This window comes from Solibacillus merdavium (genome assembly GCF_014836935.1).
Taxonomy (GTDB): Bacteria; Bacillota; Bacilli; order Bacillales_A; family Planococcaceae; genus Solibacillus; species Solibacillus ferritrahens.
In genome coordinates this window covers 1-24946 of the sequence record NZ_JACSPW010000016.1, presented here as the reverse complement: position 1 = coordinate 24946, position 24946 = coordinate 1, and the positions used below count along the sequence as shown (strand labels likewise).

Annotated in this window: 21 protein-coding genes, 1 pseudogene and 1 riboswitch; of the genes and pseudogenes, 1 reads left to right on the top strand and 21 read right to left on the bottom strand. The window is 39.5% G+C overall.

The annotated features are described in order from the left end of the window. Positions 1-183 precede the first annotated feature (183 nt). From H9632_RS15105 to H9632_RS15075, 7 genes are all read right to left on the bottom strand, one after another. Entirely contained in the window at positions 184-1359 is a 1176-nt protein-coding gene (locus H9632_RS15105) for a CamS family sex pheromone protein (protein ID WP_191704903.1), read from the bottom strand. Positions 1360-1377: 18 nt separating this feature from the next. Continuing rightward, the gene (ligA, locus tag H9632_RS15100) at positions 1378-3375 is read right to left on the bottom strand and encodes an NAD-dependent DNA ligase LigA (protein WP_191704902.1); all 1998 of its coding nucleotides are present in this window, start codon (positions 3373-3375) and stop codon (positions 1378-1380) included. A gap of 13 nt (positions 3376-3388) precedes the next feature. Further along, positions 3389-5647, bottom strand: a complete 2259-nt coding sequence (pcrA, locus tag H9632_RS15095; protein WP_191704901.1) for a DNA helicase PcrA — start codon at positions 5645-5647, stop codon at positions 3389-3391. Positions 5648-5689: 42 nt separating this feature from the next. Then, the gene (locus tag H9632_RS15090) at positions 5690-6382 is read right to left on the bottom strand and encodes a heptaprenylglyceryl phosphate synthase (RefSeq protein ID WP_191704900.1); all 693 of its coding nucleotides are present in this window, start codon (positions 6380-6382) and stop codon (positions 5690-5692) included. A 202-nt stretch (positions 6383-6584) separates the two neighbouring features. Then, positions 6585-6899: a YerC/YecD family TrpR-related protein gene (locus tag H9632_RS15085; protein ID WP_191700886.1), complete on the bottom strand. Its 315-nt coding sequence runs from the start codon at positions 6897-6899 to the stop codon at positions 6585-6587. A 19-nt stretch (positions 6900-6918) separates the two neighbouring features. Further along, positions 6919-7983 (bottom strand): DUF3048 domain-containing protein, encoded by a 1065-nt coding sequence (locus tag H9632_RS15080; RefSeq protein ID WP_191704957.1) that lies wholly within the window; start codon positions 7981-7983, stop codon positions 6919-6921. Between the two features lie 23 nt (positions 7984-8006). After that, positions 8007-9737, bottom strand: coding sequence for an adenine deaminase C-terminal domain-containing protein (locus H9632_RS15075; protein WP_191704899.1), 1731 nt, complete (start codon positions 9735-9737; stop codon positions 8007-8009). A 190-nt stretch (positions 9738-9927) separates the two neighbouring features. Here H9632_RS15075 and H9632_RS15070 point away from each other — a divergent pair, with 190 nt between their 5' ends. Then, complete coding sequence (locus H9632_RS15070; protein ID WP_191704898.1) at positions 9928-10158, top strand: YgaP-like transmembrane domain; 231 nt, start codon at positions 9928-9930, stop codon at positions 10156-10158. 66 nt (positions 10159-10224) lie between these two features. Here H9632_RS15070 and purD read toward each other — a convergent pair whose 3' ends face one another. From purD to H9632_RS19145, 14 genes and pseudogenes are all read right to left on the bottom strand, one after another. Then, positions 10225-11475: a phosphoribosylamine--glycine ligase gene (purD, locus tag H9632_RS15065; protein WP_191704897.1), complete on the bottom strand. Its 1251-nt coding sequence runs from the start codon at positions 11473-11475 to the stop codon at positions 10225-10227. Between the two features lie 523 nt (positions 11476-11998). Further along, complete coding sequence (gene purH / locus H9632_RS15060) at positions 11999-13534, bottom strand: bifunctional phosphoribosylaminoimidazolecarboxamide formyltransferase/IMP cyclohydrolase (RefSeq protein ID WP_191704896.1); 1536 nt, start codon at positions 13532-13534, stop codon at positions 11999-12001. 67 nt (positions 13535-13601) lie between these two features. After that, positions 13602-14168: a phosphoribosylglycinamide formyltransferase gene (gene purN / locus H9632_RS15055; RefSeq protein WP_191704895.1), complete on the bottom strand. Its 567-nt coding sequence runs from the start codon at positions 14166-14168 to the stop codon at positions 13602-13604. Next, positions 14168-15223, bottom strand: coding sequence for a phosphoribosylformylglycinamidine cyclo-ligase (gene purM / locus H9632_RS15050; RefSeq protein ID WP_191704894.1), 1056 nt, complete (start codon positions 15221-15223; stop codon positions 14168-14170). Before purM ends, purN begins: the two co-directional genes overlap by 1 nt. A gap of 23 nt (positions 15224-15246) precedes the next feature. Beyond that, complete coding sequence (purF, locus tag H9632_RS15045; RefSeq protein WP_191704893.1) at positions 15247-16665, bottom strand: amidophosphoribosyltransferase; 1419 nt, start codon at positions 16663-16665, stop codon at positions 15247-15249. Continuing rightward, positions 16641-18872 carry a phosphoribosylformylglycinamidine synthase subunit PurL gene (gene purL / locus H9632_RS15040; RefSeq protein ID WP_191704892.1) on the bottom strand — a complete coding sequence of 744 codons (2232 nt, stop codon included), beginning with the start codon at positions 18870-18872 and terminating at the stop codon, positions 16641-16643. The genes purF and purL overlap by 25 nt, the downstream gene beginning before the upstream one ends. Next, positions 18859-19542 carry a phosphoribosylformylglycinamidine synthase subunit PurQ gene (purQ, locus tag H9632_RS15035; RefSeq protein WP_191704891.1) on the bottom strand — a complete coding sequence of 228 codons (684 nt, stop codon included), beginning with the start codon at positions 19540-19542 and terminating at the stop codon, positions 18859-18861. The genes purL and purQ overlap by 14 nt, the downstream gene beginning before the upstream one ends. Positions 19543-19546: 4 nt before the next feature. Then, complete coding sequence (gene purS / locus H9632_RS15030; RefSeq protein WP_191700875.1) at positions 19547-19792, bottom strand: phosphoribosylformylglycinamidine synthase subunit PurS; 246 nt, start codon at positions 19790-19792, stop codon at positions 19547-19549. Positions 19793-19795: 3 nt separating this feature from the next. Next, on the bottom strand, positions 19796-20506 hold the full coding sequence (gene purC, locus H9632_RS15025) for a phosphoribosylaminoimidazolesuccinocarboxamide synthase (RefSeq protein ID WP_191704890.1): 711 nt from the start codon (positions 20504-20506) through the stop codon (positions 19796-19798). Positions 20507-20534: 28 nt separating this feature from the next. Then, entirely contained in the window at positions 20535-21836 is a 1302-nt protein-coding gene (gene purB, locus H9632_RS15020) for an adenylosuccinate lyase (RefSeq protein ID WP_191704889.1), read from the bottom strand. 13 nt (positions 21837-21849) lie between these two features. Further along, the gene (purK, locus tag H9632_RS15015) at positions 21850-22974 is read right to left on the bottom strand and encodes a 5-(carboxyamino)imidazole ribonucleotide synthase (protein ID WP_191704888.1); all 1125 of its coding nucleotides are present in this window, start codon (positions 22972-22974) and stop codon (positions 21850-21852) included. After that, positions 22971-23459 (bottom strand): 5-(carboxyamino)imidazole ribonucleotide mutase, encoded by a 489-nt coding sequence (purE, locus tag H9632_RS15010; protein WP_191704887.1) that lies wholly within the window; start codon positions 23457-23459, stop codon positions 22971-22973. Before purE ends, purK begins: the two co-directional genes overlap by 4 nt. 161 nt (positions 23460-23620) lie before the next feature. Further along, positions 23621-23720: riboswitch (purine riboswitch) on the bottom strand. 98 nt (positions 23721-23818) lie between these two features. Next, on the bottom strand, positions 23819-24007 hold the full coding sequence (locus tag H9632_RS15005) for an NETI motif-containing protein (protein ID WP_191704886.1): 189 nt from the start codon (positions 24005-24007) through the stop codon (positions 23819-23821). A gap of 188 nt (positions 24008-24195) precedes the next feature. Further along, positions 24196-24408, bottom strand: a pseudogene (locus H9632_RS19145) (winged helix-turn-helix domain-containing protein); the annotation flags it as partial. Positions 24409-24946 lie beyond the last annotated feature (538 nt).

Below are 24946 nucleotides of genomic sequence, written 5' to 3'. Positions count from 1 at the left end.
AACCATGCCCATAATGATACCATTTTTCCTAATAAAAATCACAGCTTTGCGAAAAAATCGAGCAAACAATCCCTAACCTTGGACGTTTTTTCGCCAAATTAACGCATTAAAGTGATAAAGTGGATTTTTTATACAAAAATGAAAATACCACACTTTTAAAAGTATGGTATTCTTCGTTGAATTTTACTCATAAATATGAACAAATGGTTTATCATCATTTGGTTCTTTAATAATCAATACTTCTGGACCGTTTACCGAAGTAATACTTACCGAAATATACAGATCAAGCGGTAAATGATTGAGTAAGAGAGCCGTCAGATATTGTGTAAAACCGGTAATTTCCGCTGTACCGTAAAACTGAATCGGAATTTCAATGTCTAGCTTCTGGATTTTTTTATTTTGATAAAAACCTGTTGCGAAAACACTTGTGAAATTTGAGAAGTATTTGTCGACATCCTGCTTAAAGTTTTGGAAGTTTGTATTAAGTTCACGATAAATATCATCTGGTGAACTCATTGGGAATGTTACATATCTTTCATCGATTCCTTCCCAATCACCTAGGGCAGTCGTACCTTTATCAACAAAATTATAATCTGTGTAAGTTCCTGGTATAATCGCATTTCGCTCTGCCTGTTTAAATAAAGCAATTACGATAGGAACATCGGCTAGTTCTGAACGTGCACGCAAACGATTGATTACTTCCTGTGCAATTTTTTTGCCTTCTGCTTCCAACTTATCATCCGGAATCTTCTGCTCGAAAAACTCACCGTACTGTTCTTTTTGATAATAGTAAATTGAATTTAGCGCTAAGCCAATCGATACACCGCCCAATTTCACTTTATTGTCATCTGTTTTTGTTAAATAATTCTGTTCGATAATATGTGCTAAATACACCGGTGCTTCTGTCGCTTTAACGGTAGGATCCATCTCCTCACCAGTTTCTTCATCAATACTTGAAGGATTTAACCCTTGGTATTCAGGCCCTTTATCCTCCGTTTGGTTTGGTCGTGCCAACCAGTATTTCAACGTTGTTTCATCTAAGTATTGACCTTCTTGAAAATAGTAATTTTCCGTATCAAAGTGATTTTGTGAAATACGCATTAAACCTGTTTCGACTTCTTTCATGTCGTATTTCGTAAAAATATTGGAAACGACCAATCCTCGACTTGCACTTTCCTTATAAGGAATTAATATACGATAAAATTTATCGTTAATTTGCATATTCGGGATAATCGTTGTTTCAACAGCTTGATCCGTGTCTGATTCTTGTGTCAACTCTGTTTCAGGTGTAATGTTTGGCGCACACGCTGATAACAGAACAGTTGCAATTATCGCAGGTATCCAGCGATATCGTTTCATGAGAACAAGTCCCCTTTACTATAATAATTGTTCGATTAGGCGCACTTCATCCCAAATTTCTATGCCTAAGCTTTGAGCCTTTTCAAGCTTTGAGCCAGCATCTTCACCGACGATTACAAGATCTGTTTTTTTACTTACACTTCCTGCAACCATTCCACCTAACTGTTCTATTTTCGCCTTTGCTTCGTTACGTGTCAATTGCTGAAGTTTGCCTGTCAGCACAATTGTTTTACCCGCAAAAGGATTAGCCCCAGCTTCTACCACAATCTTTTTACCTTTATAGGACATATTCAGGCCAAATTCCTTTAAGCGCTCGATTAGCTGCTGCACGGACTCATTCGCAAAATAAGCAACGATGGATTCGGCCATTTTATCGCCAATTTCATGAATATCTTTCAATTCGTCTTCTGTAGCCAGCATTAAGGCATCCATCGTTTCAAAATGTGCAGCTAAAATTTTAGCTGCCTTTTCGCCTACATGACGTATACCAAGACCAAACAGTAATCGCTCCAGGGAATTATTCTTTGACTGCAGTAGTGCCTCCACTAAATTCGTTGCAGATTTTTGACCCATGCGCTCTAACTGAATGAGTTGCTCGACTGTCAATTCGTATAAACCAGCAACATCCTCAATATAACCTTCACGAAGCAATTGCTCTACAACTTTTTCCCCTAATCCGTCAATATTCATCGCATTACGTGAGACGAAATGCTTCACGCCTTCCGCGATTTGTGCAGGACATTGTGGATTGACACAACGAAGAGCTACATCGGTATCAATACGTACAACTTCTTCATTACAGGCTGGACAATGTGTTGGCATTTTGTATTCAACTGCATCCTCTGGGCGTTGCTCTACTATTACCCCAACAATTTGCGGTATAATATCGCCTGCTTTTCGAACGATGACTGTATCCCCTATACGAATATCCTTTTCCCGAATGAGGTCCTCATTGTGCAAGGAAGCCCGGCTTACTGTAGTACCTGCAACTAAGACCGGCGTTAAAATAGCAGTAGGAGTGATAACGCCTGTGCGACCTACTGTAAGCTCGATATCCAGAAGTTTTGTTACGACTTCTTCTGCAGGGAATTTATATGCAATGGCCCAGCGTGGAGATTTGGCGGTAAAACCAAGCTCATCTTGATGGGCATAGCGGTTTACTTTTATTACGATACCATCGATTTCATATGGTAAATTAGGACGCGCTTCTGTCCACTTTTCTATAAACGCCAAAACGTCCTCAATTGTTTCACAATGCTCGCGTTCTTTATTGGATGGGAAACCGAGTTGCTCTAAATAGTCGAGCATTTCCCAATGTCCATCAATTCCATAAGCTTCCCCATCGCCACCAATCGCATAAATGAACGTTGATAAATTACGACTTGCAGCAATTTTCGGATCCAATTGACGCAATGAACCTGCCGCGGCGTTCCTTGGGTTTGCAAACAGTTCTTCATCATTTTCGGCACGACGTTCATTTAACTTTTCAAATGATTTTTTTGGCATATATGCTTCTCCGCGTACTTCAACTGTTACAGGGTCTTTTAAGCGTAATGGAATTGCCCGGATCGTTCTTAAGTTTGCCGTAATATCTTCTCCTACAGAACCATCACCACGTGTCGCGCCCTGTACAAATACACCATTTACATAGCGTAGAGAAATGGCCAAACCATCAATTTTCAATTCACAGACGTATGAATAGTTTGGTCCGATTGCCTGTTTGATTTTCCGGTCAAAATCGCGTAAGCCTTCTTCATCAAATGCATTCGATAAACTGAGCATCGCCGTTTCATGCGTCACTTTTTTGAAGCCTTCTAAAATTGTACCACCGACACGCTGCGTAGGAGAATCTGGGTAAATAAATTCCGGATTTGCTTCTTCTAAGGCGATTAGCTCCTGTAAAAGCTGATCATATACACTATCTTCAACGAGTGGCTTATCCAGTACATAATAGGCATAGCCATATTCATGAAGCAGCTTGTTTAGCTCCGCAATTCTTTGTTCGATTTCATTCATAAAATAGTTCCTCCTAAGCTTTCGTTATCGGTGCAAATTTTGCAAGCAAACGCTTAATGCCAGTTGGAGCAGGGAACGCAATATCCAACTCCATTCCATCTCCTTCGCCTTTCACGCTAACGACCATTCCGATACCCCATTTACCGTGGGACGCTTTGTCTCCAACTTGCCAATTAAACTTATCGCCACCTGTAGAATTTAGGCGTGATGTTTGGGAAGCAGGCGTTTGCACACTTCCTAATGAACGTTTCGGCATACGGTCATAACGATTAGACTTAAACGGCAATGAATCATCACGATAAGAAGTAGTATTCGCTTTCGAAACCTGCTCTAATACATTTTCATCAATCTCGCGTAAAAAACGTGACGGTGCATTGTAGCCTGTGCGGCCGAAGATCGTACGAGAGCCTGCGCAAGATAGGTAAAGGCGCTGTTCTGCTCGAGTCGCACCAACATACATTAAGCGTCTTTCCTCTGCCATTTCGTCTTCACTTTCTAGCGATCGAGAGTGCGGGAATATATTTTCCTCGAGCCCAATAATAAAGACAACTGGGAATTCCAATCCTTTTGCGGCATGCATCGTCATTAAAATAATTGTGCCTTTTGCCTTTTCTTCTTCATCCAAAGAATCAATATCTGCAATTAAGGCAAGGTCTGTTAAGAAGGCAACTAAAGATTGATCTTCGCTGCGTGCCTCGAATGCCTGTGTAACAGTTAAAAACTCTTCAATATTTTCCAATCGGCTTTCCGCTTCAATTGACTTTTCAGCCTTCAGCATTTGACGGTAACCTGATTTTTCAAGCACTTCTTCTACAATTTCCGTCACCGATAATTCTTGTTGACGTTCACTTAACGAATGAATCATATTATAGAAATTTTCGGCCGAAGTGGCTGCTTTTCCCGAAAGCCCCATAAACACAAGCTCGCTCATAGCATCAAAAATTGAACAGTCGCGCTCCATCGCATAGTACAGCATTTTATCGAACGAAGTCGCTCCAATCGCACGCTTAGGTTCATTAATAATCCTAGCTAGTGACAAATCATCATCATTATTTGCAATTAAACGTAAGTATGCCAGTAAATCTTTAATCTCTTTTCTATCATAGAACTTTGTACCACCAACAATTTGATAGTTCATATTCGATTTTACGAGTACATCCTCCATTACACGCGATTGTGCATTTGTTCGGTATAAAATCGCAAAATCATCTAGCTTGTAACCCTCATCTTTCATGAGCTTCTGAATCGTACGTACAACATATTGGGCCTCATCCTGTTCATTACCGGCTTTATATAGCTGTATCTTTTCGCCTTCAGGGTTATCTGTTCGTAGCACTTTTTTATAGCGGTCTTTATTTTTTTCAATAACGCTGTTTGCAGCTTGTAAAATATGTTTTGTCGAACGGTAATTTTGCTCAAGCATAATCACTTTTGCGTCTTTATAATCCTTTTCAAACGAAAGAATATTTGTAATATCTGCACCACGCCAGCGATAAATCGATTGGTCCGAGTCCCCTACAACACAAATATTGCGGAACTTCTTTGCCAACATTTGAACGAGCAAATATTGTGATTTATTTGTATCCTGATACTCATCCACGTGAATGTACTGGAATTTATTTTGATAAAATTCAAGCACATCTGGCGCCTCTTTAAATAAACGAATCGTAAGCATAATTAAATCATCAAAATCGAGGCTTTGATTTTGTTTTAGGCGTTTTTGATAGCCTTTGTACACTTGCGCAGCAATCTTTTCAAATGGATTATGCGGATTCATATTCGCTTCAAAGCCATCTACTGTAATACATTCATTTTTTGCCGAGCTAATCGTATTTAATATTGCACGCGGATCGTACTTTTTCGGGTCGATATTATCTTGCTTCAATATATTTTTTATTACTGTCAGCTGATCGGAGCTATCTAAAATAGAGAAGCTTTTCGAGTAGCCAATACGGTCGATATTGCGGCGCAAAATACGCACACACATAGAGTGGAATGTTGATACCCACATACTTTCTGTTGTACCTGTCCCTAAAATCCCATCGATTCGATCACGCATTTCACGTGCTGCTTTATTCGTAAATGTAATTGCCAAAATTTTTGACGGATACACTTCACGCTCTACGACTAAATACGCAATACGATGTGTTAGTACGCGTGTTTTCCCTGATCCTGCCCCTGCCATAATAAGGAGTGGTCCTTCTGTTGTTTTCACCGCTTCTGCCTGCTGCGGATTCATACCGACAATTAAGTTTTTTGCTATGTGCTCCATGTTGCACCTTCCTATCTAAAGAACATTTGTTCCTATTATATATTACTTCACGATGCTTTTCACTGCTTGTACAGTTTTTAATGCAGCTTTTAAGTCGTCATAAATAATGTTGCCTACAACAACTGTATGAGCATGTGCAGCCATTTCCTTCGCCTGCTCGACAGAAGTAATACCACCACCATAAAATAGCTTTGTTTTATCTAATACTTCAGCTGTAGCTTTTACCATTTCAATATCGCCATATGCTCCACTATATTCTAAATAGAAAATAGGTAATTTAAAGTAGTTTTCTGCCATTCGAGCATATGCTACTACATCTTCTACCGTTAAATCCGTTTTGGCATTTGTCACTTGTGCTACTTTACAATCCGGATTTAATATACAATAGCCCTCTGCAACAAGCTCTTCCCAAATTAAAACATCCCCGTATTCTTTAATGGCTTCATGATGTAAATCCTTCACCCATTTTGTATCACGACTATTTAAAACAGATGGGATGAAATAATAGTCATAACCTGGAGTAATACTATCTACATTTGAAATTTCAAGCGCAACCGGCACGGAAAAACGACGGACACGTACTAATAAGTCCAGCACACCATCAAGTGTCACCTCATCTGTACCGCCAACCAAAATAACATCTGTACCTGATTCGCAAATTAGCTCTAATGCTTCATCTGAAATTTCTTTCGCAGGGTCTAATTTAAACACGTGACGCCAATTTAAGTAATCCATTCTCTCTTCCACCTATTCTTTTAAATTCTTCTAATTATATTTTAAGTCAGTTCATTATTTACGACTATCTAATAGTATAACGAATGTATAAAAAATAATAAAAGACTGAGCGAGAAAATCTACTCAGTCTTTAAGCTACTCATATTTAAACATTCATCTTAGCATAATCGCATACTATGAAAGAAGTTGTTGGTTAGCTTTATCACTTTGGTGTAAATGGCTTTTCATCAGGATAAAGACGTCCCAACATCTCATCATAAGTGTCATTTCCATAGTCAAAGCAACGGCGTACACGGGAGATCGTTGCTGTCGAAGCACCTGTTTCCTTTTTAATTGTTTCATACGTCTTCTTTAAACGTAATAAATGCGCAACCTCGAAACGCTGTGCTAATGATTGGATTTCACTGATCGTGCATAAATCATCAAAAAACTTATAGCATTCCTCGATATCTTTTAATTCCAGGACCGCTTTAAATAGCTGTTCCGTTTGATGACCGCGAATTTTTTCAATTTGCATTTAGCCCATCATTTCCTTTCTACTCTGAATATATAACAGATGTTGCTAAACCTGGAGATGATGGTACGAAATGTACCCAAGTCTTCCCTTGTACTAACTTTACTTCAGAGCCATCTTCCTCAATAGCAATTAACAAACCATCTGCATTTTTCCACTTAACTTCCCGTACCATTCCCGCTTGGGCTACGTAGGCGTTGCCTCCGCCAGTAATTGTAATATCACGTCTTCCTGCATTATCAATAATGCGGTGCGGCATTTCAAAAAATAATATATTAGCTAACTCGATAGATTCATTTGTTTCATAATCGATTGTTTCAGTATTTGCTGAATATCTCGTATACCGATTTGTGTCTGCATTATATACATACTGACTATTAAATGAACCACTATTATTATATTTCATCGATACTTCATTAGCCGTTGTCCCTATTTTAACATTATCTTCAGCTTCATAGAATGGATATGATACTTTTTTCTGATAAAGTAATGAAGCACCTACTTTTTCTGCTCCTGCACGAACGTTGTCACCGGATATATAAGAGTTGTGAGGTGCTTTGCGTGCAGAAGAACGTTTAAAATAAGTCCCGTCATAATGCATTCCGTTAATATTTTCTACAACCTTACGTTCAAGCATTGATTTTGCTTCTGGACTATAACCATGCGCAATATAAAAGGCATCTAATCCATTGGCAATATCAATGAAGTACGAACGGGCACTACGGATCGGTCCGATCGATTCAGGAATTTCGGATTGATAAAGCGCTAAAAAACGTGTCACATCCCCTTCTGCCAACATCTCGTACACAACATCTGCCTGTGCTAAACCCGATTGTGGGCGTGCTTGTGGATGGTTGTTAATCGTTGCAAGAATTGGGCGCATTGTAACTTCTTCTGCTACTCTCTCCCCTGTAAACGGTGTAATAAAAGGCAATACTTCTGCACCGGCCACAATAATATTTTCCTGGTCTTCCACTTGCTGCTCTTCTATTTCAACTACTGGCCCTTCCTCTGCCTGTTCTTTATTGGAACATCCTGTAATCACGGCCATACTTAACATTGCTAATATCAATATACTGCGTTTCATCATGCTAACTCCTCTCATTTCATCTATCGCATCACAGCTGGTAACATGACCGTATTTTTCATGACATCAAAAATGCCTCGTGGTGTAATTCGAATATATGGCAAATGCGTTGATTGTAAAAATAGTAATGTATAAATCGCATCTGAATGACTATAACCACGTTTTTTTAATGCACTTTTTAATGCTAGTTCAAGCGGAATTAAATCTCCCACTGCCCCATCATACACAGCACCTGATAACTTTAACGGTATGCTTGTGACAACTTGTCCATCTTCAACAAGCACAATACCGCCATTCATTTTCTTTAATTCATTAAATGCATGCTGCATATCATGCATCGATTTTCCGATTAATATAATATCACCCGTATTTGAATACGAGGAGGCAAAACCTTTTACATGTGTAGCAAAGCCTTTAATCATTGTATTAATACGCCATTTCCCTTTACGGTCTACGAGTATTAAATAGCTTTCGTCATGTTCAGTAAATAATGAGATATTATATCCGTGATTTTTTATACTATATGGCTTTGTTATCACATCATTTACCATTTCAATTCCTATAGGCATTGAAAACTGAAAATCAGATTCATGTAAATCAAAATCTATTTGCAAACTCTCAAAAACGGACAAATCCACGGATGGAAATACCTTAGTATCTTGATGATTACGCTTTAACCATACACCTTTTGAAAGTACTGCTTCAGGTGTTGGTGAATACTCATCTGTTAGAACATTTAAATTCGCATAGCGTCCTGTAGCAATGAGTCCATGTAAATTGGTCATATTATAATAACGGGCTACGTTATAACTTGCCATATTATACGCGTCTACCGGACGTACTCCTGCTTCGAGTGCTGCACGAATACATTTATCTATCACACCGTCTTCATGGAAGCTTGGTGTAGAACCATCTGTTGTCATCATTAAATGATCAAATATTTCATAGCCTTTATCAACGACTGCTTTTAAAAGTTGAGGTAAATCCGGGCGAATTGACGAATAGCGAAGTGTAACTGCATATCCATGAAGTAAACGTGCTTCAATATCTTCTATTGTCATTGATTCGTGATCACCATCTACACCGAATAATCTCATTTTTGCTAATGTTTTTTCTGAAGCACCTGGTAAATGTCCTTCAATCTTTTTCCCTTTATGTTTGGCATTCTGAATCCAGTACAGCATTTGATTATCCCCGTGCATTACCCGTGGCCATCCTGTAAGTTCTCCACCAAGCAATACGTCATGACGTTCCAGCCATTCCATTACCGAGGCATTCGAATAAAGCTCCCCTTCGTTCTCAAGCTCTGTCTGTGAATCAAAGCGACTCCACCAATAAAAGGAGAATGGCAATTTTGCAAGCTCGTCCATCAAAGAAAACGCTTTCTTGTTTTCAAATAAAGAGACAAATGTCATATTATCGGAAATAAATGCTGTCGTTCCTGATTGAGCACAAAACTCTGCAAAACTATGAGGATTATATAATTGAAATGGGTGCACATGGGGCTCAATATACCCCGGTACAACAATCTTTCCTGATAAATCTAAAATTTCCGTTCCATTAAGATTTATGGGCATTTGATTTCCTACATAAACAATACGGTCATCGCTAATCCAAATATTACCGGAAACCCAGGTTTTAAGTATACTATGCAAATATTTTGCATTCCTTAAAACCAGGTTTGGAGCGTCATGCCCATCAATGATACCTACATGCTTTCGAATATTATTTAACTTCCAGTTTATTTCTGGCATTTTAAACACTCCCCCCAAAAATTTAGTATCTTTTCATTTGGAAAAACCATACTAAATCTATTATATTTTGCTTTATGTAGGCTTTTGCTACAATATTCCTTTTGTGAATTAATCGTATCATAGCACTTTTATAAAGCAAAGTGTTTCCAGAATAATTTTTTAAATTTTCTAATAAAAGGAGGAGCTATTAATGTTAAACCCTAATATTTCTGAAACAAATGCTTTTGTACGTATGATGTGTGGTGTAGCTATGACTGCATTCGGTGTCGGTAGAATTGCCCGTAAACCTCAATGTACAGTTGGACGTATGATGATTCTCGCCGGTTCAATGAAGGTCGCGGAAGGTTATTATCAATATTGTCCTGTAGTTGCAATGGCCAATTCCGAACAAATGAATGAAATGATGCCAGTTAATGATTAATCCTTAAAATAATCCCGAAAAAAAGCTGTGTTAAAAGTCAATTTGACCATTAGCACAGCTCCATTATTATTTAAATGTTCTCCAACCAATATCCTGACGGAAGAAGAAGTTTGACCATTGCTTTTTCGCGAGCTCTGTATAGACCTTTTCCTGTGCTTCTTTTAATGTTGCGGCTTCAGCGGCAACTAAAAGCACTCGCCCTCCATTACCAACAAATTGACCATCTTCAAATTTTGTGCCTGCATAGAACACTGGCAAGTCAATATCGGACAGCTCTGGTAATGCATTTCCTTTTTCTACATCGCCTGGATAGCCTTCAGCAGCTATTACAACCCCTAACGTCACTTCATCTTTCCACTTTAACTCAAACGGCTTTTCATTCATTAAGCTAATCATAAATTCACCAAAGTCAGATGCCATACGTGGAAGAACAACTTGTGTTTCCGGGTCGCCAAAGCGTGCATTAAATTCGATAACCTTTGGACCTTTTGCTGTTAAAATTAATCCTGCATACAAAATACCTGTAAACGATACACCTTCTGTCTCCATTGCTTGTACAGTCGGTTGAACGATTGTGTCATAAGCAACCTTTACTACATCCTCAGATATTTGTGGGACCGGCGAATAAGCACCCATTCCTCCGGTATTCGGACCTCGGTCGCCATCATATGCACGTTTATGATCTTGTGCAATAACCATTGGATAAATTTGCCCTTTATGTACGAAGCTCATAAAGCTGAATTCTTCGCCATCCAGGTACTCTTCAATTACTACGCGCGACGATGAATCACCAAAGCGCTGGTTGCCGATCATATCCTCAACTGCTTCAATTGCTTCCTGTTCTTCCATCGCTACAATAACACCTTTACCAGCTGCTAAACCATCTGCTTTAATAACAATTGGGGCGCCTTGCTTTTTAATGTAGGCAACTGCTTTATCTGCTTCTGTAAACGTTTCGTGTGCAGCTGTCGGAATTTGATATTTGTTCATAATATCTTTTGCATAAGACTTAGAGCCTTCAATTTTTGCTGCGGCCTTAGTTGGACCAAAAATAACTAAGCCTTGCTCATTGAAGTAATCGACAATTCCTTCTGCCAATGGCTGTTCCGGTCCTACAAAAGTTAGAGCGATATCATTTTCTTTGGCGAATAGTGCAAGTGCCGCAAAATCTAATGCATCGATTGCTACGACTTCTGCGTCCTGCCTCATTCCATCATTACCTGGTGCTACGAAAACCTTTTCTACAGATGGTGCGTTGTTAAATTGTTTAGCGATTGCATGTTCACGACCGCCACTACCAATTACAAGAATGTTCATGATGAGCTCTCCTTTAAAATGAATAGTTTAGTTTATTAGGTATAACTAGTTGATTGTAGTGCAGGCGGCGACTCCTGAGACTACAGGCTTAGACCCTGCCCGCAGAAAGCGTCCACCGAAACGGAAATCAATGGGCTTGAAGTTAAAAAATTATATAAAAAAACGCCCGCCAAATTTTAGGCGAGCGTTTTTCATTAATGGTCATTCGCACTGCGATACCCGACCAAAAGTAGTGCTGTGCTTGTTACAATTAATGATCATTTTATTATTAACAATGCATCTCCCGACCAAAGTCGATGCATTATTAATAAATTATTTTACGATGAGGACCCGGCCAAGAATCGCTCAATCGTCTTATTCATCCCTCTCCCAGCCAGAAAGAAGAATGAATAAAGCATTTGCAAACGCTTCTGCTAACGTCCGGCCAGAACATTAGCGAAACTTTATTCTATTATAACGAAAATCCGCAATTTTCTCTACTAAAATTAAATGGAATATAATGTTTTAAACATAAAGTTACAAATTAGTGTTTGAAATGACGTACACCTGTAAATACCATTGCGATACCATATTTGTTTGCAGCATCGATGGATTCTTGGTCTTTAATCGAGCCGCCTGGTTGAATGATTGCCTTGATGCCAGCTTTTGCTGCTGCTTCTACTGTATCTCCCATTGGGAAAAATGCATCCGATGCCAATGCCGCGCCTTGTGCTTTTTCACCAGCTTGTTCAAATGCAATTTTAGCTGCTCCAACACGGTTCATTTGCCCCGCGCCCACACCTAACGTCATTTGCTTGTCCGTAACAACAATCGCATTGGATTTTACATGCTTTACTACTGACCATCCAAGCTTTAATGCTTCCCATTCTTCCTCTGTCGGTTCACGATCTGTTACGACTTTAATATCTGCTTCTTCAAAGCCGAAACGGTCTGGTTCCTGAACGAGTAAACCACCTTCAACCGCTACAACATTGAATTGGTCCTGCTTCTCTTGTGCAAAATCAATTGTTACTAAGCGAATATTTTTCTTTTGCGTTAAAATATGTAGTGCTTCTTTAGAGAATGAAGGTGCAATAATGATTTCCAGGAAAATACGAGATAATTTTTCAGCAGTTGCTTCGTCCACTTCTTTATTTAATGCAATAATGCCACCGAAAATTGAAGTTGAATCTGCCTCATATGCTTTATTAAATGCTTCTTCGATTGTTTCACCTGTACCAACACCACATGGATTCATATGCTTCACAGCTACAGCAGCCGGCATCTCAAACTCTTTTACAATTTGAAGTGCAGCATTTGCGTCCTGAATATTGTTGTATGACAATTCTTTTCCATGCAATTGTGTCGCGTAGGCAATCGAGAAATCCGAACCTAGGCGTTTTGCATAGAAAGCAGCCTTTTGGTGAGGGTTTTCACCATAGCGCAATGTTTGCTTTAGTTCATAAGTTAGCGTTAAGTTTTCAGGGAACTCTTCCCCGATTGCTGTTGTTAAATGATTTGAAATATACGAATCATATGCAGCAGTATGACGGAAAACTTTTGCTGCTAAACGACGACGTGTTTCTAATGTTGTTTTGCCATCTGCCTTTAATTCTTCAAGTACTGCAGTATAGTCGTTGCTATCTACGATTACTGTTACATAATCATGATTTTTTGCTGCTGAACGCAGCATTGTTGGACCTCCGATATCGATATTTTCTATCGCATCATCCCAAGTAACATTCGGCTTTGAAATCGTTTCTACGAAAGGATAAAGGTTTACACAAACAATTTCGATTGGCTCAATGCCGTGTTCTTCCATTTGTGCAACATGACTTGGCTCATCAAATTTACCAAGAAGACCGCCGTGAATCATAGGGTTTAACGTTTTTACACGTCCATCCAAAATCTCTGGAAACTTTGTTACTTCATCAACTGCTGTAACTGGTACATTGTTTTCTTGTAGTAAATTTTTTGTACCTCCAGTTGAAAGTACTTCATAGCCAAGTGCTACTAATTCTTTTGCAAATTCTAAAATACCATTTTTATCTGAAACACTAATAAGTGCACGTTTCGTCACGATTAGGTCCTCCAATTTTTCATTTTTTTCGGTGAGCAGTGCCCTCACAGGAGCAGCCCAGGCGAAATTACGATTCAAATAACTGTTGTAATGTTTTTGTATAAAGTAAATGTTCTAATTTATGGATACGATTTTCTGTTGCTTCACGGTCACCCTCTACAACATCAACGGCACCCTGTGCAATAATTTTGCCTGTATCCATTCCCGCATCTACGTAGTGTACGGTAACGCCTGTAATTTTCACACCGTGCTCCATCGCTTGACCTATAGCATCTTTTCCTGGAAATGATGGCAGTAAGGATGGATGGATATTAATAATACGATTTTCATAAGCCGATAAAAGCGTTTCACCGATCAGGCGCATATACCCCGCTAAAATGACCCATTCAATCTTTTTTTCTTTTAGTAATTTAACAATTTTTGCTTCATAGGCAGCTTTATCTTCAAAGCTTTTTGGTGCTAACTCTGCTACTGGAATATTTAAACTTTGTGCACGTTTGACAACGTAGGCACCAGGCTTGTCTGTTACAACAAGCCCGATTTCGGCATTAAGCTTTCCGTTAGCAATACTTTCAGCAAGCGCTTGAAAATTACTGCCACTTCCTGATGCAAAAACGGCAATTTTCGTTGTCATTACACTAAACTCCCGTCATGCTCACCGTTGAAAATAACGCCTTCCCCTTTTACAACATGACCGATTTTGTAAGCTTTTTCACCTTCTGCCTCTACTGCAGCGATTACTTTTTCTGCTTCACTTGCTGGTACGGCAATGACAAAACCAATCCCCATATTAAACACGTTATATAAATCTTTGTCCGCTAATGCACCTTTTTCTTTCAAGAAATCAAAGATACGTAATACCGGCCAAGTACCTAAGTCAATTTGCGTTGCTAAACCTGCAGGCATCATACGTGGTAGATTTTCATAGAAGCCTCCACCTGTAACATGTGCACAGCCATGTACATCTGCAGATTTAAGTGCCGCTAATACAGGCTTTGCATATAGCTTTGTAGGAACTAAAAGTGCTTCTCCGATTGGACCAAGATCTTCATAACCTTCAACAACAGCGTCTACCGCAAAATTATTATCTGCAAATACAATTTTGCGTACTAATGAATAACCATTTGAATGCACACCACTAGAAGCTAGACCAATTAATACGTCACCTTCTGTAATTTTCTCACCTGTAATGATATCTGCTTTCTCACAGGCACCTACAGCAAACCCAGCCAAGTCATATTCGTCCTCTTCATATAGACCTGGCATTTCAGCAGTCTCTCCACCGATTAAAGCTGCACCAGACTGAACACAACCATCTGCTACCCCTTTAACAATTTGCTCAATTTTTTCTGGTACTGCTTTTCCTACAGCGACATAGTCGAGGAAATAAAGCGGCTCTGCACCTTGGGCTACAATATCATTTACACACATTGCCACACAGTCAACACCGATTGTATCGTGCTTATCAACCATGAATGCCAGCTTTAGCTTTGTCCCAACCCCGTCTGTCCCTGAAATAAGAACTGGTTCTTTTAAGTTCAGTGCAGATAAATCAAACATACCGCCAAAACCACCGAATGTCCCCATCACACCTAGACGATTCGTACGCTCTACATGTGACTTCATACGCTTAACTGCTTCATATCCTGCTTCTATATTAACGCCTGCTTGCTCATATGCTTTTGACATAATGCCATGCTCCTCCTTGATTTCTAACAGTCTTTTTCATGCGGCAATACTGTATCAGGGAAAATTTCTGTCGGATATTTCCCTGTAAAGCACGCTAAGCAAAGACCCCCATTTTCATCTTCAAACGGACGATTTGTTGCACGTACCATTCCTTCTAATGATAAAAACGTGAGTGAATCCGCCTCAATTGCTTCACGAATTTCCTCGACACTATGGTTCGATGCAATGAGCTCCTCATGAGTCGATGTATCAATACCGTAATAGCATGGATCTGTCATCGGTGGTGAAGAGATTACGACATGTACTTCAGCTGCGCCCGCTTCTTTTAGCATGCGAACAATACGTTTAGACGTTGTACCGCGTACGATAGAATCGTCAACCATTATGACACGCTTTCCTTTAACAACTTGTACGACAGGTGAAAGTTTCATCTTTACACCGCGCTCACGTAACTCCTGAGTAGGCTGGATAAATGTACGTCCAACATATCTGTTCTTAATTAATCCAAGCTCATATGGAATTCCGCTTTCTTCAGAAAAGCCAATTGCCGCTGAAATGGATGAATCAGGTACCCCTGTAATAACATCGGCTTCAATATGAGCACATTCTTTTGCAAGCTCTTTCCCCATACGTTTACGAGCCATATGAACATTAACATCATCAATATTAGAATCGGGACGTGCTAGATACACATATTCCATTGCACACATAGTTCGTTTATCTTTTTCGACATAGCTATCTACTTCAAGACCATTATTAGAAATAATCAACAATTCTCCCGGCTCTACTTCACGAATGTATTCCGCACCAATTAAGTCAAATGCGCAAGTTTCAGAAGCAACAACGTATGCATCGCCCAACTTGCCTAATGAAAGCGGACGTAAACCATTACGGTCTCTTGCCACAATCATCTGATCATTTGTCAGCAAAATTATTGAAAATGCTCCTTTTAATAAAGATAAAGCTTCCTTTATTTTCGCTCGGAAAGGTGAATGCTTTGATTTTTTTATTAAATGAACAACTACTTCTGTATCAGATGTAGAATTAAAAATACTACCAGAGCGCTCTAAAAATTGCTTTAAATGAGTGGCATTCACCAAGTTACCATTATGTGCAATCGCTAGTGAGCCTGTTGAAGACCGGAACAATAGTGGCTGAACATTTTCCAGCCCTTTCCCGCCTGCAGTTGCGTAACGTACATGTGCAATTGCTGCATGCCCTACAACTTTACGTAACTTATCTTCATTGAACACGTCATTTACAAGACCTTCACCACGGACAGCCTGAAGCTGAGTACCGTCTGTTGTGACGATACCAGCTCCCTCTTGTCCACGATGTTGCAACGCGTGTAAACCGTAATAACTTAAGTGGGCTGCATCTTGGTTGCCCCAAATGCCAAATACGCCACATTCTTCGTTTAAGCCTCTGATTTCAGCAAGCATGGGATTGCTCCTTTCCAAGCAGAACGGAATTCCTCCACAGTACCTTCAACAAGTAAGCCAGTTTCACCGTTAATTTTAATCGTTGCGTCAGCTGTTACTGACCCAATTTTTGTTGCATCTTTTACAAAGGCTTCAAATGCCGCTGCATTTTCTTCTTTTACTGTTAAAACAAAACGGGATTGTGATTCGGCAAATAAAGCTGTCGTCGCAGAACCTGGTATCGTTATATCTAAACCTAAACCATTCGCTGCAAATGTTTTTTCGGCTAATGCAACGGCAACTCCGCCTTCAGAAACGTCATGCGCAGATTGTACAAGTCCCGCTTGAATCGCTTCTAAAATTGCTTTTTGACGAGCTGCTTCTACAGTTAAATCAATTGATGGTGCTTTACCTGAAATACCACCTTCAACTAACTTTTGTAGTTCCGATCCACCGAACTCAGTTTTCGTTTCACCAATTAAGTACACAACATCACCGGCAGCTTTCACTTCCTGTGTCGTTACATGTGCTAAATCCTTTACTAAACCGACCATACCGATTGTCGGTGTTGGGTAAACTGCTTCACCTGAACGTTCGTTATACATCGATACATTACCACCAATAACCGGTGCATCAAGTGCTAAACAAGCTTCTGCGATTCCGTCTGCTGATTTTTGAATTTGCCAGAAAATTTCCGGTCTTTCTGGGTTACCAAAGTTCAGGCAGTCAGTAATTGCAAGTGGTTGTCCACCAGAACATACGATATTACGTGCTGCTTCAGCAACAGCAATTTTACCACCTGTTGTTGGATCTAAATAAATGTAGCGGGAGTTACAGTCAGTTGTCATCGCTAACCCTTTGTTTGTACCACGGACACGTAATACAGCAGCATCCGATCCAGGTGCCACTACAGTATTAGTGCGAACCTGATAGTCATATTGATCATACACCCACTCTTTCGAAGCGATTGTTGGTGCTTTTAATAAAGCAGTTAATGTTTCCTTGTAATCTACTACTTTAGGTTCTACATTTTCCATTGCTTGATATTCAGCAAAATAAGCTGGCTCAGCATCTGGCATATTATACACCGGCGCATCTTCAGCAAGTGCATCAGCAAGTACTTCCGCCACTACTTCGCCATTGTGGATCAGGCGCAGCATTTTATCGTCTGTTACACGACCTACTGCTACTGCATCTAAATCATATTTATCAAAAATTGCTTTAATTTCTTCTTCACGGCCTGCTTTTACAACGATTAACATACGCTCTTGAGATTCAGATAACATCATTTCGTAAGCTGTCATGTTCGTTTCGCGTTGAGGAACTAAGTCCAGATTCATTTCTACACCAGTACCAGCTTTAGAAGCCATTTCTGCAGAAGATGAAGTTAGACCAGCTGCACCCATATCTTGAATACCTACTAATGCATCCGATTTAACAACTTCCAAACATGCTTCAAGAAGTAATTTTTCCATGAATGGGTCCCCAACTTGTACTGCTGAACGACTTTCTTCAGTATCTTCTGTCAATTCTTCAGAAGAGAATGTTGCACCGTGAATACCGTCACGACCTGTTTTCGCACCAACGTACATTACAGTATTTCCTACACCTGCAGCAACACCTTTTTGGATATCCTTATGGTCAATTAACCCTACACACATTGCGTTTACTAGCGGATTTCCTTCATAACAAGGATCAAAACCAATTTCGCCGCCTACAGTCGGGATACCGATACAGTTACCATAACCCGCGATACCTGCTACTACTTCTTCAAACAAGTATTTTCCGCGCGCTGATTTTAACTCACCAAAACGTAGAGAATTCAGCATGGCAATTGGACGCGCACCCATAGAGAATACGTCACGAATAATTCCGCCTACACCAGTTGCTGCGCCTTGGTATGGTTCAATTGCAGATGGGTGGTTATGTGATTCCATTTTGAATACAACAGCTTGTTCATCACCGATATCAACTATTCCTGCACCTTCACCAGGACCTTGTAAAACTTGAGGACCTTTTGTTGGGAATTTACGCAATACAGGCTTTGATTTTTTATAAGAGCAATGTTCAGACCACATAACTGAGAAAAGACCTGTCTCTGTCCAGTTTGGAATGCGTCCTAATTTTTCGATTGCTAAGTCAAATTCTGCATCTGTCATACCCATGTCCGCATATAGACGTTGTTCTTTAATCTGCTCTGGTGATGGCTCAAATTTAGTTGTTGACATGTTGTTCCCTCCACTGCTTCACAATTGATTTAAATAATTTCAGACCGTCTGCGCCACCAACGATTTCGTTTGCTGCACGCTCTGGGTGCGGCATCATACCTAATACGTTGCCTTCTTTGTTAATAATTCCTGCGATATCCGCTAAAGAACCATTTGGATTTTCACCTTCGTATGTGAATGCGATTTGGTTATTCGCTTTAAGTTCTGTCAAAGTTTCCTCGTCACAATAATAGTTTCCTTCACCATGTGCTATTGGAATATTAATTACTTCTCCAGCTTCATACTGGTTCGTAAATAATGAGTTGTTATTTTCAACTTTTAATTGTACGGTACGGCACATGAACTTCAGGTTCTTGTTTCGAATTAACGCCCCTGGTAAAAGACCTGCCTCCGTTAAAATCTGAAATCCGTTACAAACACCTAACACTGGTTTGCCTTGTCCTGCAAACTCCTTTAATGCTGTCATAATGTTTGATTGGTTTGCCATTGCACCACAACGTAAATAGTCTCCATATGAGAAGCCACCAGGAACGAGTACCCCATCAAAACCTTCTAAACTAGTAGCTGTATGCCACACATATTCTACTTCTTCACCTAATTCGTCCTTGATCGCATGATACATGTCGATATCACAGTTAGACCCCGGGAAAACGAGTACTGCAAATTTCATAGTATTATGCCTCCTCGATTTCGTAACGGTACTTCTCGATAACCGTATTTGTTAATACTTTTTCACACATTTCTTTTACGATTGTGTCAACGTCACGGTCAGTATCGCTGATTGTTACTTCTAAATATTTACCGATACGTACGTCAGATACTTCGTTGTAACCGATTTTTTGTAAAGAGCCTTGAACCGCTGAACCTTGTGGATCTAGAATACTTTCTTTTAATGTTACATATATTTTGACTTTCTTCATGAGTTAAATGCCTCCAAGTTTTTGTAAAATAATTTCATATACTTCAGTAATACTCCCTAAATCACGGCGGAATACGTCTTTATCAAGCTTTTGATTTGTCTTAGTGTCCCATAAACGACAAGTGTCTGGTGAAATTTCATCGGCTAATAATACATTGCCGTTGTTATCACGACCGAATTCTAATTTGAAATCGATTAATGTTACACCAACTGCAGCGAAGATTGGACTTAGCACTTCATTGACATGCAGAGCTGCGTTATATAATTCTTCTACTTCCGCCAGTGTTGCAATGCCTAACACATCGATATGCTCCGTCGTAATAAGGGGGTCGCCTAACGTATCGTCTTTATAATAAAATTCAACGATAGGACGTTTAAGCGCCATACCCTCTTCAAACCCCAGGCGTTTCGCTAGGCTTCCTGCAGCGATATTTCGTGTCACAACTTCAATTGGAATAATTTCTACTTTACGTACAAGCTGCTCGTTATCCGAAAGACGTTTAACGAAGTGTGACTCAATGCCGTTAGCTTGTAATTTCTCGAAAATTAGCGTCGTAATTTGATTATTTAAATTTCCCTTACCAGCAATATTAGCTTTTTTCTCGCCATTAAATGCTGTAGCACTATCTTTATATTCAACGAAAAGAACTTCCGGATTTTCTGTTTCATATAATCGTTTTGCTTTTCCTTCGTACAAAAGTTGACCTTTGTTCATCACGTATTCCCCCTGATTAATGGATTAATTAGTTAAGACCTAAACGTTCGAAAATCATATCAACATTTTGAATATGGTAGCTGTAGTCAAAGCAATCTTCAATTTCAGATGCTGATAGATAAGAAGTGATTTTTTCACTTGCCTCTACAAGCGGACGGAATTGAGTTTGCTCATCCCAAGCACGTGCCGTTAATGGTTGTACCGTATCGTACGCTTCCTCACGCGATAAGCCTTTATCAATTAAAGCTAGTAAGATCCGTTGTGAGTAGATAAGACCGAATGTGCGTTCCATATTGCGTTTCATGTTTTCAGGGAATACTGTTAAGTTTTTAAGAATGTTACCGAAACGATTTAACATATAATTCAATGTGATTGTTGCATCAGGAATAATGACACGCTCCGCCGATGAGTGCGAAATATCACGTTCATGCCATAATGACACGTTTTCAAAAGCTGTTAACATATAGCCGCGCATTAGACGTGCCATACCTGTCATATTTTCAGAACCAATAGGATTACGTTTATGCGGCATTGCCGAAGAACCTTTTTGTCCCTTTGCAAAGCCTTCTTCAACTTCACGAGTCTCCGATTTTTGTAAGCCTCGAATTTCTGTTGCAAACTTTTCAATTGATGTTGCTATAAGTGCTAAAGTAGAAAAATATTGTGCATGACGGTCACGCTGCAATGTTTGTGTAGATATTGGTGCAGCAGCTAAGCCTAGATGCTTACATACATAAGCTTCAACACGCGGATCGATATTGGCATATGTTCCTACCGCACCGCTCATTTTACCTGTTTCAATTACGTTTGCCGCTTCTTCAAAACGTACTAAATTACGGCGCATTTCTTCTAACCACAATGCAAGCTTTAAACCAAATGTAGTTGGTTCTGCATGCACACCGTGTGTACGACCCATCATAACTGTATATTTGTGCTCTTTTGCTTTTTCAGTAAGGATAGCAATGAAATTATGTAAATCTTTTCGTAAAATTTCATTTGCCTGTTTGATTAAATATGATAATGCTGTATCTACAACGTCCGTAGAAGTTAATCCGTAGTGAACCCATTTCTTTTCATCACCAAGTGCTGGCATTTCTGAAACTGCACGTGTAAACGCCACAACATCATGACGTGTCTCCTGCTCGATTTCATAAATTCGATCCATATCAAATGATGCATTTGCACGTAGTTTCACAACATCTTCTTTTGGAATTACACCGATTTCAGCCCATGCTTCACAAGCTAAAATTTCTACTTCCAACCATGCCTTAAACTTGTTCTCTTCAGTCCAAATGGCACCCATTTCGGGACGTGTATAGCGTTCTATCATAAATTTTCTCCTTCTATTCCGGCCAAATACCGGAATCCTTAATTTGTTTTATTGTTGTATTTATATCATCTGTCATAATTGTTACGTGACCCATTTTGCGGTTTACTTTTGCTTCTGATTTTCCGTAAAGGTGTATAGACCAATCAGGATATTTCGAAATAGAGTTTGTTAACGAAACGACATGCTGACCAAGCACGTTGACCATAATCGATGGTCCCCATAGCTTTGGCTTCCGTAAAGGCCAGCCACATACAGCACGGATATGCTGTGTAAATTGGGATATATTGCACGCCTCTATTGAGTAATGACCTGAATTATGAGGGCGCGGTGCACATTCGTTAATAACAACACTACCATCTTCAAGCACGAACATTTCTACTGCCAATGTACCGACTAATTGTAAATGGTCCGCAATATTCATAGCTGCCTTTTCTGCCAACCCTGCCGTTTTAGTATCAATCCTTGCAGGCACAATTGTCTCATGTAAAATGTGGTTCACATGTACGTTTTCACCTACTGGCAAGCAGTATGTTTCACCATGTCCATTGCGCTGAACAATAACGGAAATTTCTTTTGTAAATGGAACATAGCCCTCTGCAATACATTGTGAATGTGTAAATAAATCTTTTGCTAGCGGTAAATCATCCGCAGACTTCAACAACTGCTGACCTTTCCCATCATAACCGCCTCTTGCTGTTTTCACGATACATGGGAAGCCGATTTCTACAATGCTTTCTTGAAGTTGTTCATATGTAGTAGCGACAATGTACGGTGCTACCGGACAACCCGCATCAACAATCATTTGTTTTTCTGTAATACGGTTTTGTGTAATACGTACAAGTTCCGCGCCTTGTGGAACGTAAGCAATTTGTGTAAGACGCTTTAAACCATCGTAATCTATATTTTCAAATTCATAAGTAATTACATCACTTACTTCTGCTAGTTCTTCCAATGCTCCCTCATCATCATAGGCGGCAACAATGCGAATATCTGCCACTTGTCCACAAGGTGAATCCATCGTAGGTTCGAGTACCGCGATTTTATAGCCGGCTTCTTTCGCCGCTACTGCCATCATGCGACCAAGTTGGCCACCGCCGATAATACCAATTGTTTGTCCAGGGTAAATCATTTTTGTCACGTCAAGTCACCTGTGCTTTCTAAAACCTGCGCTTTTGTCGCTTCACGTCGCGCTTCAAGCTTTGTAGCAAGGTCGTGATCAAAAGCACCTAATATTTGTGCTGCAAGCAATCCTGCATTTGTTGCACCTGCTTTACCAATTGCAACCGTTGCTACTGGCACACCACCTGGCATTTGTACGATAGATAATAATGAATCAAGACCATTTAATGCGCGGGATTGTACAGGCACACCAATTACAGGTAATGTCGTTTTCGCAGCTACCATGCCTGGTAAATGTGCTGCACCACCTGCCCCTGCAATAATTACTTGAATACCTCGACTACGTGCACCTTCTGCATATTCAAACATTAGATCTGGTGTACGGTGAGCAGATACCACTTGTTTTTCATAAGGTACTTGCAGTTCTTCCAAAATGTCACAAGCATGTTTCATCGTTTCCCAGTCACTTGAACTTCCCATTATAACGCCAACTTTTGGTTCCATGAGTTTCGCTCCTTTAAACATCTTCTCCACTTGCGTAATTATTAACGAAAAAAATCCTCAAATAAACTACTCTCTGCGCATGAGAAAGCAGTTTACTTGAGGACTGTTAATAAAATATGTAGATACATGCATTTGCAATCCACACCCTTTTTATAATCATACCAAAAGTTGCTTTCCCACATAGTCCGGTATTTACGGTGCCGGGTAGAGACACTAGAGCCATATTCTCTAGCATATATGAGGGATTAAATGTTTTTCCTTTTCACATTTTAACAAGGGTTGGTTATAAAATCAACGTCAAAATGCGAACAATATTTTTTAGGTAAAACTAATTGTTCGTGTTTTTAACTGGATCTTTGTCATGATTCCATTAATATACCTTTAAATCGGATTTTTTGACGTAAGTAAATTGGTTCTCCATTTACTTCTTCAAATACTGGCTCTTCTTTCCGCCCAAACGCCATATAGCCATCTTTCTTCATTCTTTCTAGACATTGCTCGATTGTCTCATTTTCTTCTACTTCATACCAAACTTGTTTTTTAGTCAAATTGTACACCTTCCACATCTTAAATATCGCTCTAACTATACCATGTAAGTTTCAAACCTTCCTAATGGAAACAATTCCATTTGTGAACGATTTGTCACAATTTCAAAAAAATGATTTAAAAAGAAAAGTGATTTTAGGGCATACCCATGCAAACGAAAATCGGGACAATTAATATCATTGTAAAATACTCATACGACGAGTAAAAGTAAAAAGGCTATGTTACACCAAACAGTTTGTATAAAGTAAGGAGACTTCACAGGGTCCTTTAATTTTTCACGCAATGCTTTTATGTGAACTGTTACAGTATGTGTCTGATCCAACTCTACTTGCTGTCATACATGGGTGTATAACGCTTCCTTTGTAAACAGCTCAAATGAATTTTGGGCAAGTACCAATAAAATATTGTTTTATCGGGCGCCCAACACTACTCTATTACATTCGCAAAACCACTTGCGGCATTCCCAATGGTATAATTTTTCTACTTATTGGAGGAGACCACTTCATGTCTGAGGCACGTGCTGTAACTAACCTAATCGGGAACGGGTGTAGCATGTGTAGTTAGTATACAAACATAAATAGGCTGCTTAGCACCGTTACAATACGGTCGCTAAGCAGCCTATTATGATTTTTTTATGTGTATTTAAAAGTTATGTATACACTATATTAAGCACAACTATTAAAATGCCTCTTCTATCAACGACACGACTCCCCATCTGTCTAAAAAGAACAGGCTGAATTTCCACTCTAACCACTCGTAATCATGATTAACAAAGCATACTACTTAAACAAGTTCATAACATAAAACCATTTTAGATTCAGAGCATCAGCCTTAACAGGGGGAATTATAAAACGAAATAAGTGCACAAAAAAACCACTGATTTCTCAGTGGTTTTACATGTGCGAAGCGACGTCCTACTCTCACAGGGGGAAGCCCCCAAC

Bases quoted from the DNA above. Each gene is read 5' to 3' on its own strand.
- purQ (WP_191704891.1), bottom strand. From the start codon at position 19,542: ATGAAATTTGCAGTACTCGTTTTCCCGGGGTCTAACTGTGATATCGAC.
- H9632_RS15105 (WP_191704903.1), bottom strand. From the start codon at position 1,359: ATGAAACGATATCGCTGGATACCTGCGATAATTGCAACTGTTCTGTTA.
- purL (WP_191704892.1), bottom strand. From the start codon at position 18,872: ATGTCAACAACTAAATTTGAGCCATCACCAGAGCAGATTAAAGAACAA.
- purD (WP_191704897.1), bottom strand. From the start codon at position 11,475: ATGAACATTCTTGTAATTGGTAGTGGCGGTCGTGAACATGCAATCGCT.
- ligA (WP_191704902.1), bottom strand. From the start codon at position 3,375: ATGAATGAAATCGAACAAAGAATTGCGGAGCTAAACAAGCTGCTTCAT.
- H9632_RS15070 (WP_191704898.1), top strand. From the start codon at position 9,928: ATGTTAAACCCTAATATTTCTGAAACAAATGCTTTTGTACGTATGATG.
- H9632_RS15085 (WP_191700886.1), bottom strand. From the start codon at position 6,899: ATGCAAATTGAAAAAATTCGCGGTCATCAAACGGAACAGCTATTTAAA.
- purB (WP_191704889.1), bottom strand. From the start codon at position 21,836: ATGATAGAACGCTATACACGTCCCGAAATGGGTGCCATTTGGACTGAA.
- purN (WP_191704895.1), bottom strand. From the start codon at position 14,168: ATGACAACGAAAATTGCCGTTTTTGCATCAGGAAGTGGCAGTAATTTT.
- purC (WP_191704890.1), bottom strand. From the start codon at position 20,506: ATGAACAAAGGTCAACTTTTGTACGAAGGAAAAGCAAAACGATTATAT.
- H9632_RS15090 (WP_191704900.1), bottom strand. From the start codon at position 6,382: ATGGATTACTTAAATTGGCGTCACGTGTTTAAATTAGACCCTGCGAAA.
- H9632_RS15080 (WP_191704957.1), bottom strand. From the start codon at position 7,983: ATGAAACGCAGTATATTGATATTAGCAATGTTAAGTATGGCCGTGATT.
- H9632_RS15075 (WP_191704899.1), bottom strand. From the start codon at position 9,737: ATGCCAGAAATAAACTGGAAGTTAAATAATATTCGAAAGCATGTAGGT.
- purE (WP_191704887.1), bottom strand. From the start codon at position 23,459: ATGGAACCAAAAGTTGGCGTTATAATGGGAAGTTCAAGTGACTGGGAA.
- purM (WP_191704894.1), bottom strand. From the start codon at position 15,223: ATGTCAAAAGCATATGAGCAAGCAGGCGTTAATATAGAAGCAGGATAT.
- purF (WP_191704893.1), bottom strand. From the start codon at position 16,665: ATGCTTGCTGAAATCAGAGGCTTAAACGAAGAATGTGGCGTATTTGGC.
- purS (WP_191700875.1), bottom strand. From the start codon at position 19,792: ATGAAGAAAGTCAAAATATATGTAACATTAAAAGAAAGTATTCTAGAT.
- pcrA (WP_191704901.1), bottom strand. From the start codon at position 5,647: ATGGAGCACATAGCAAAAAACTTAATTGTCGGTATGAATCCGCAGCAG.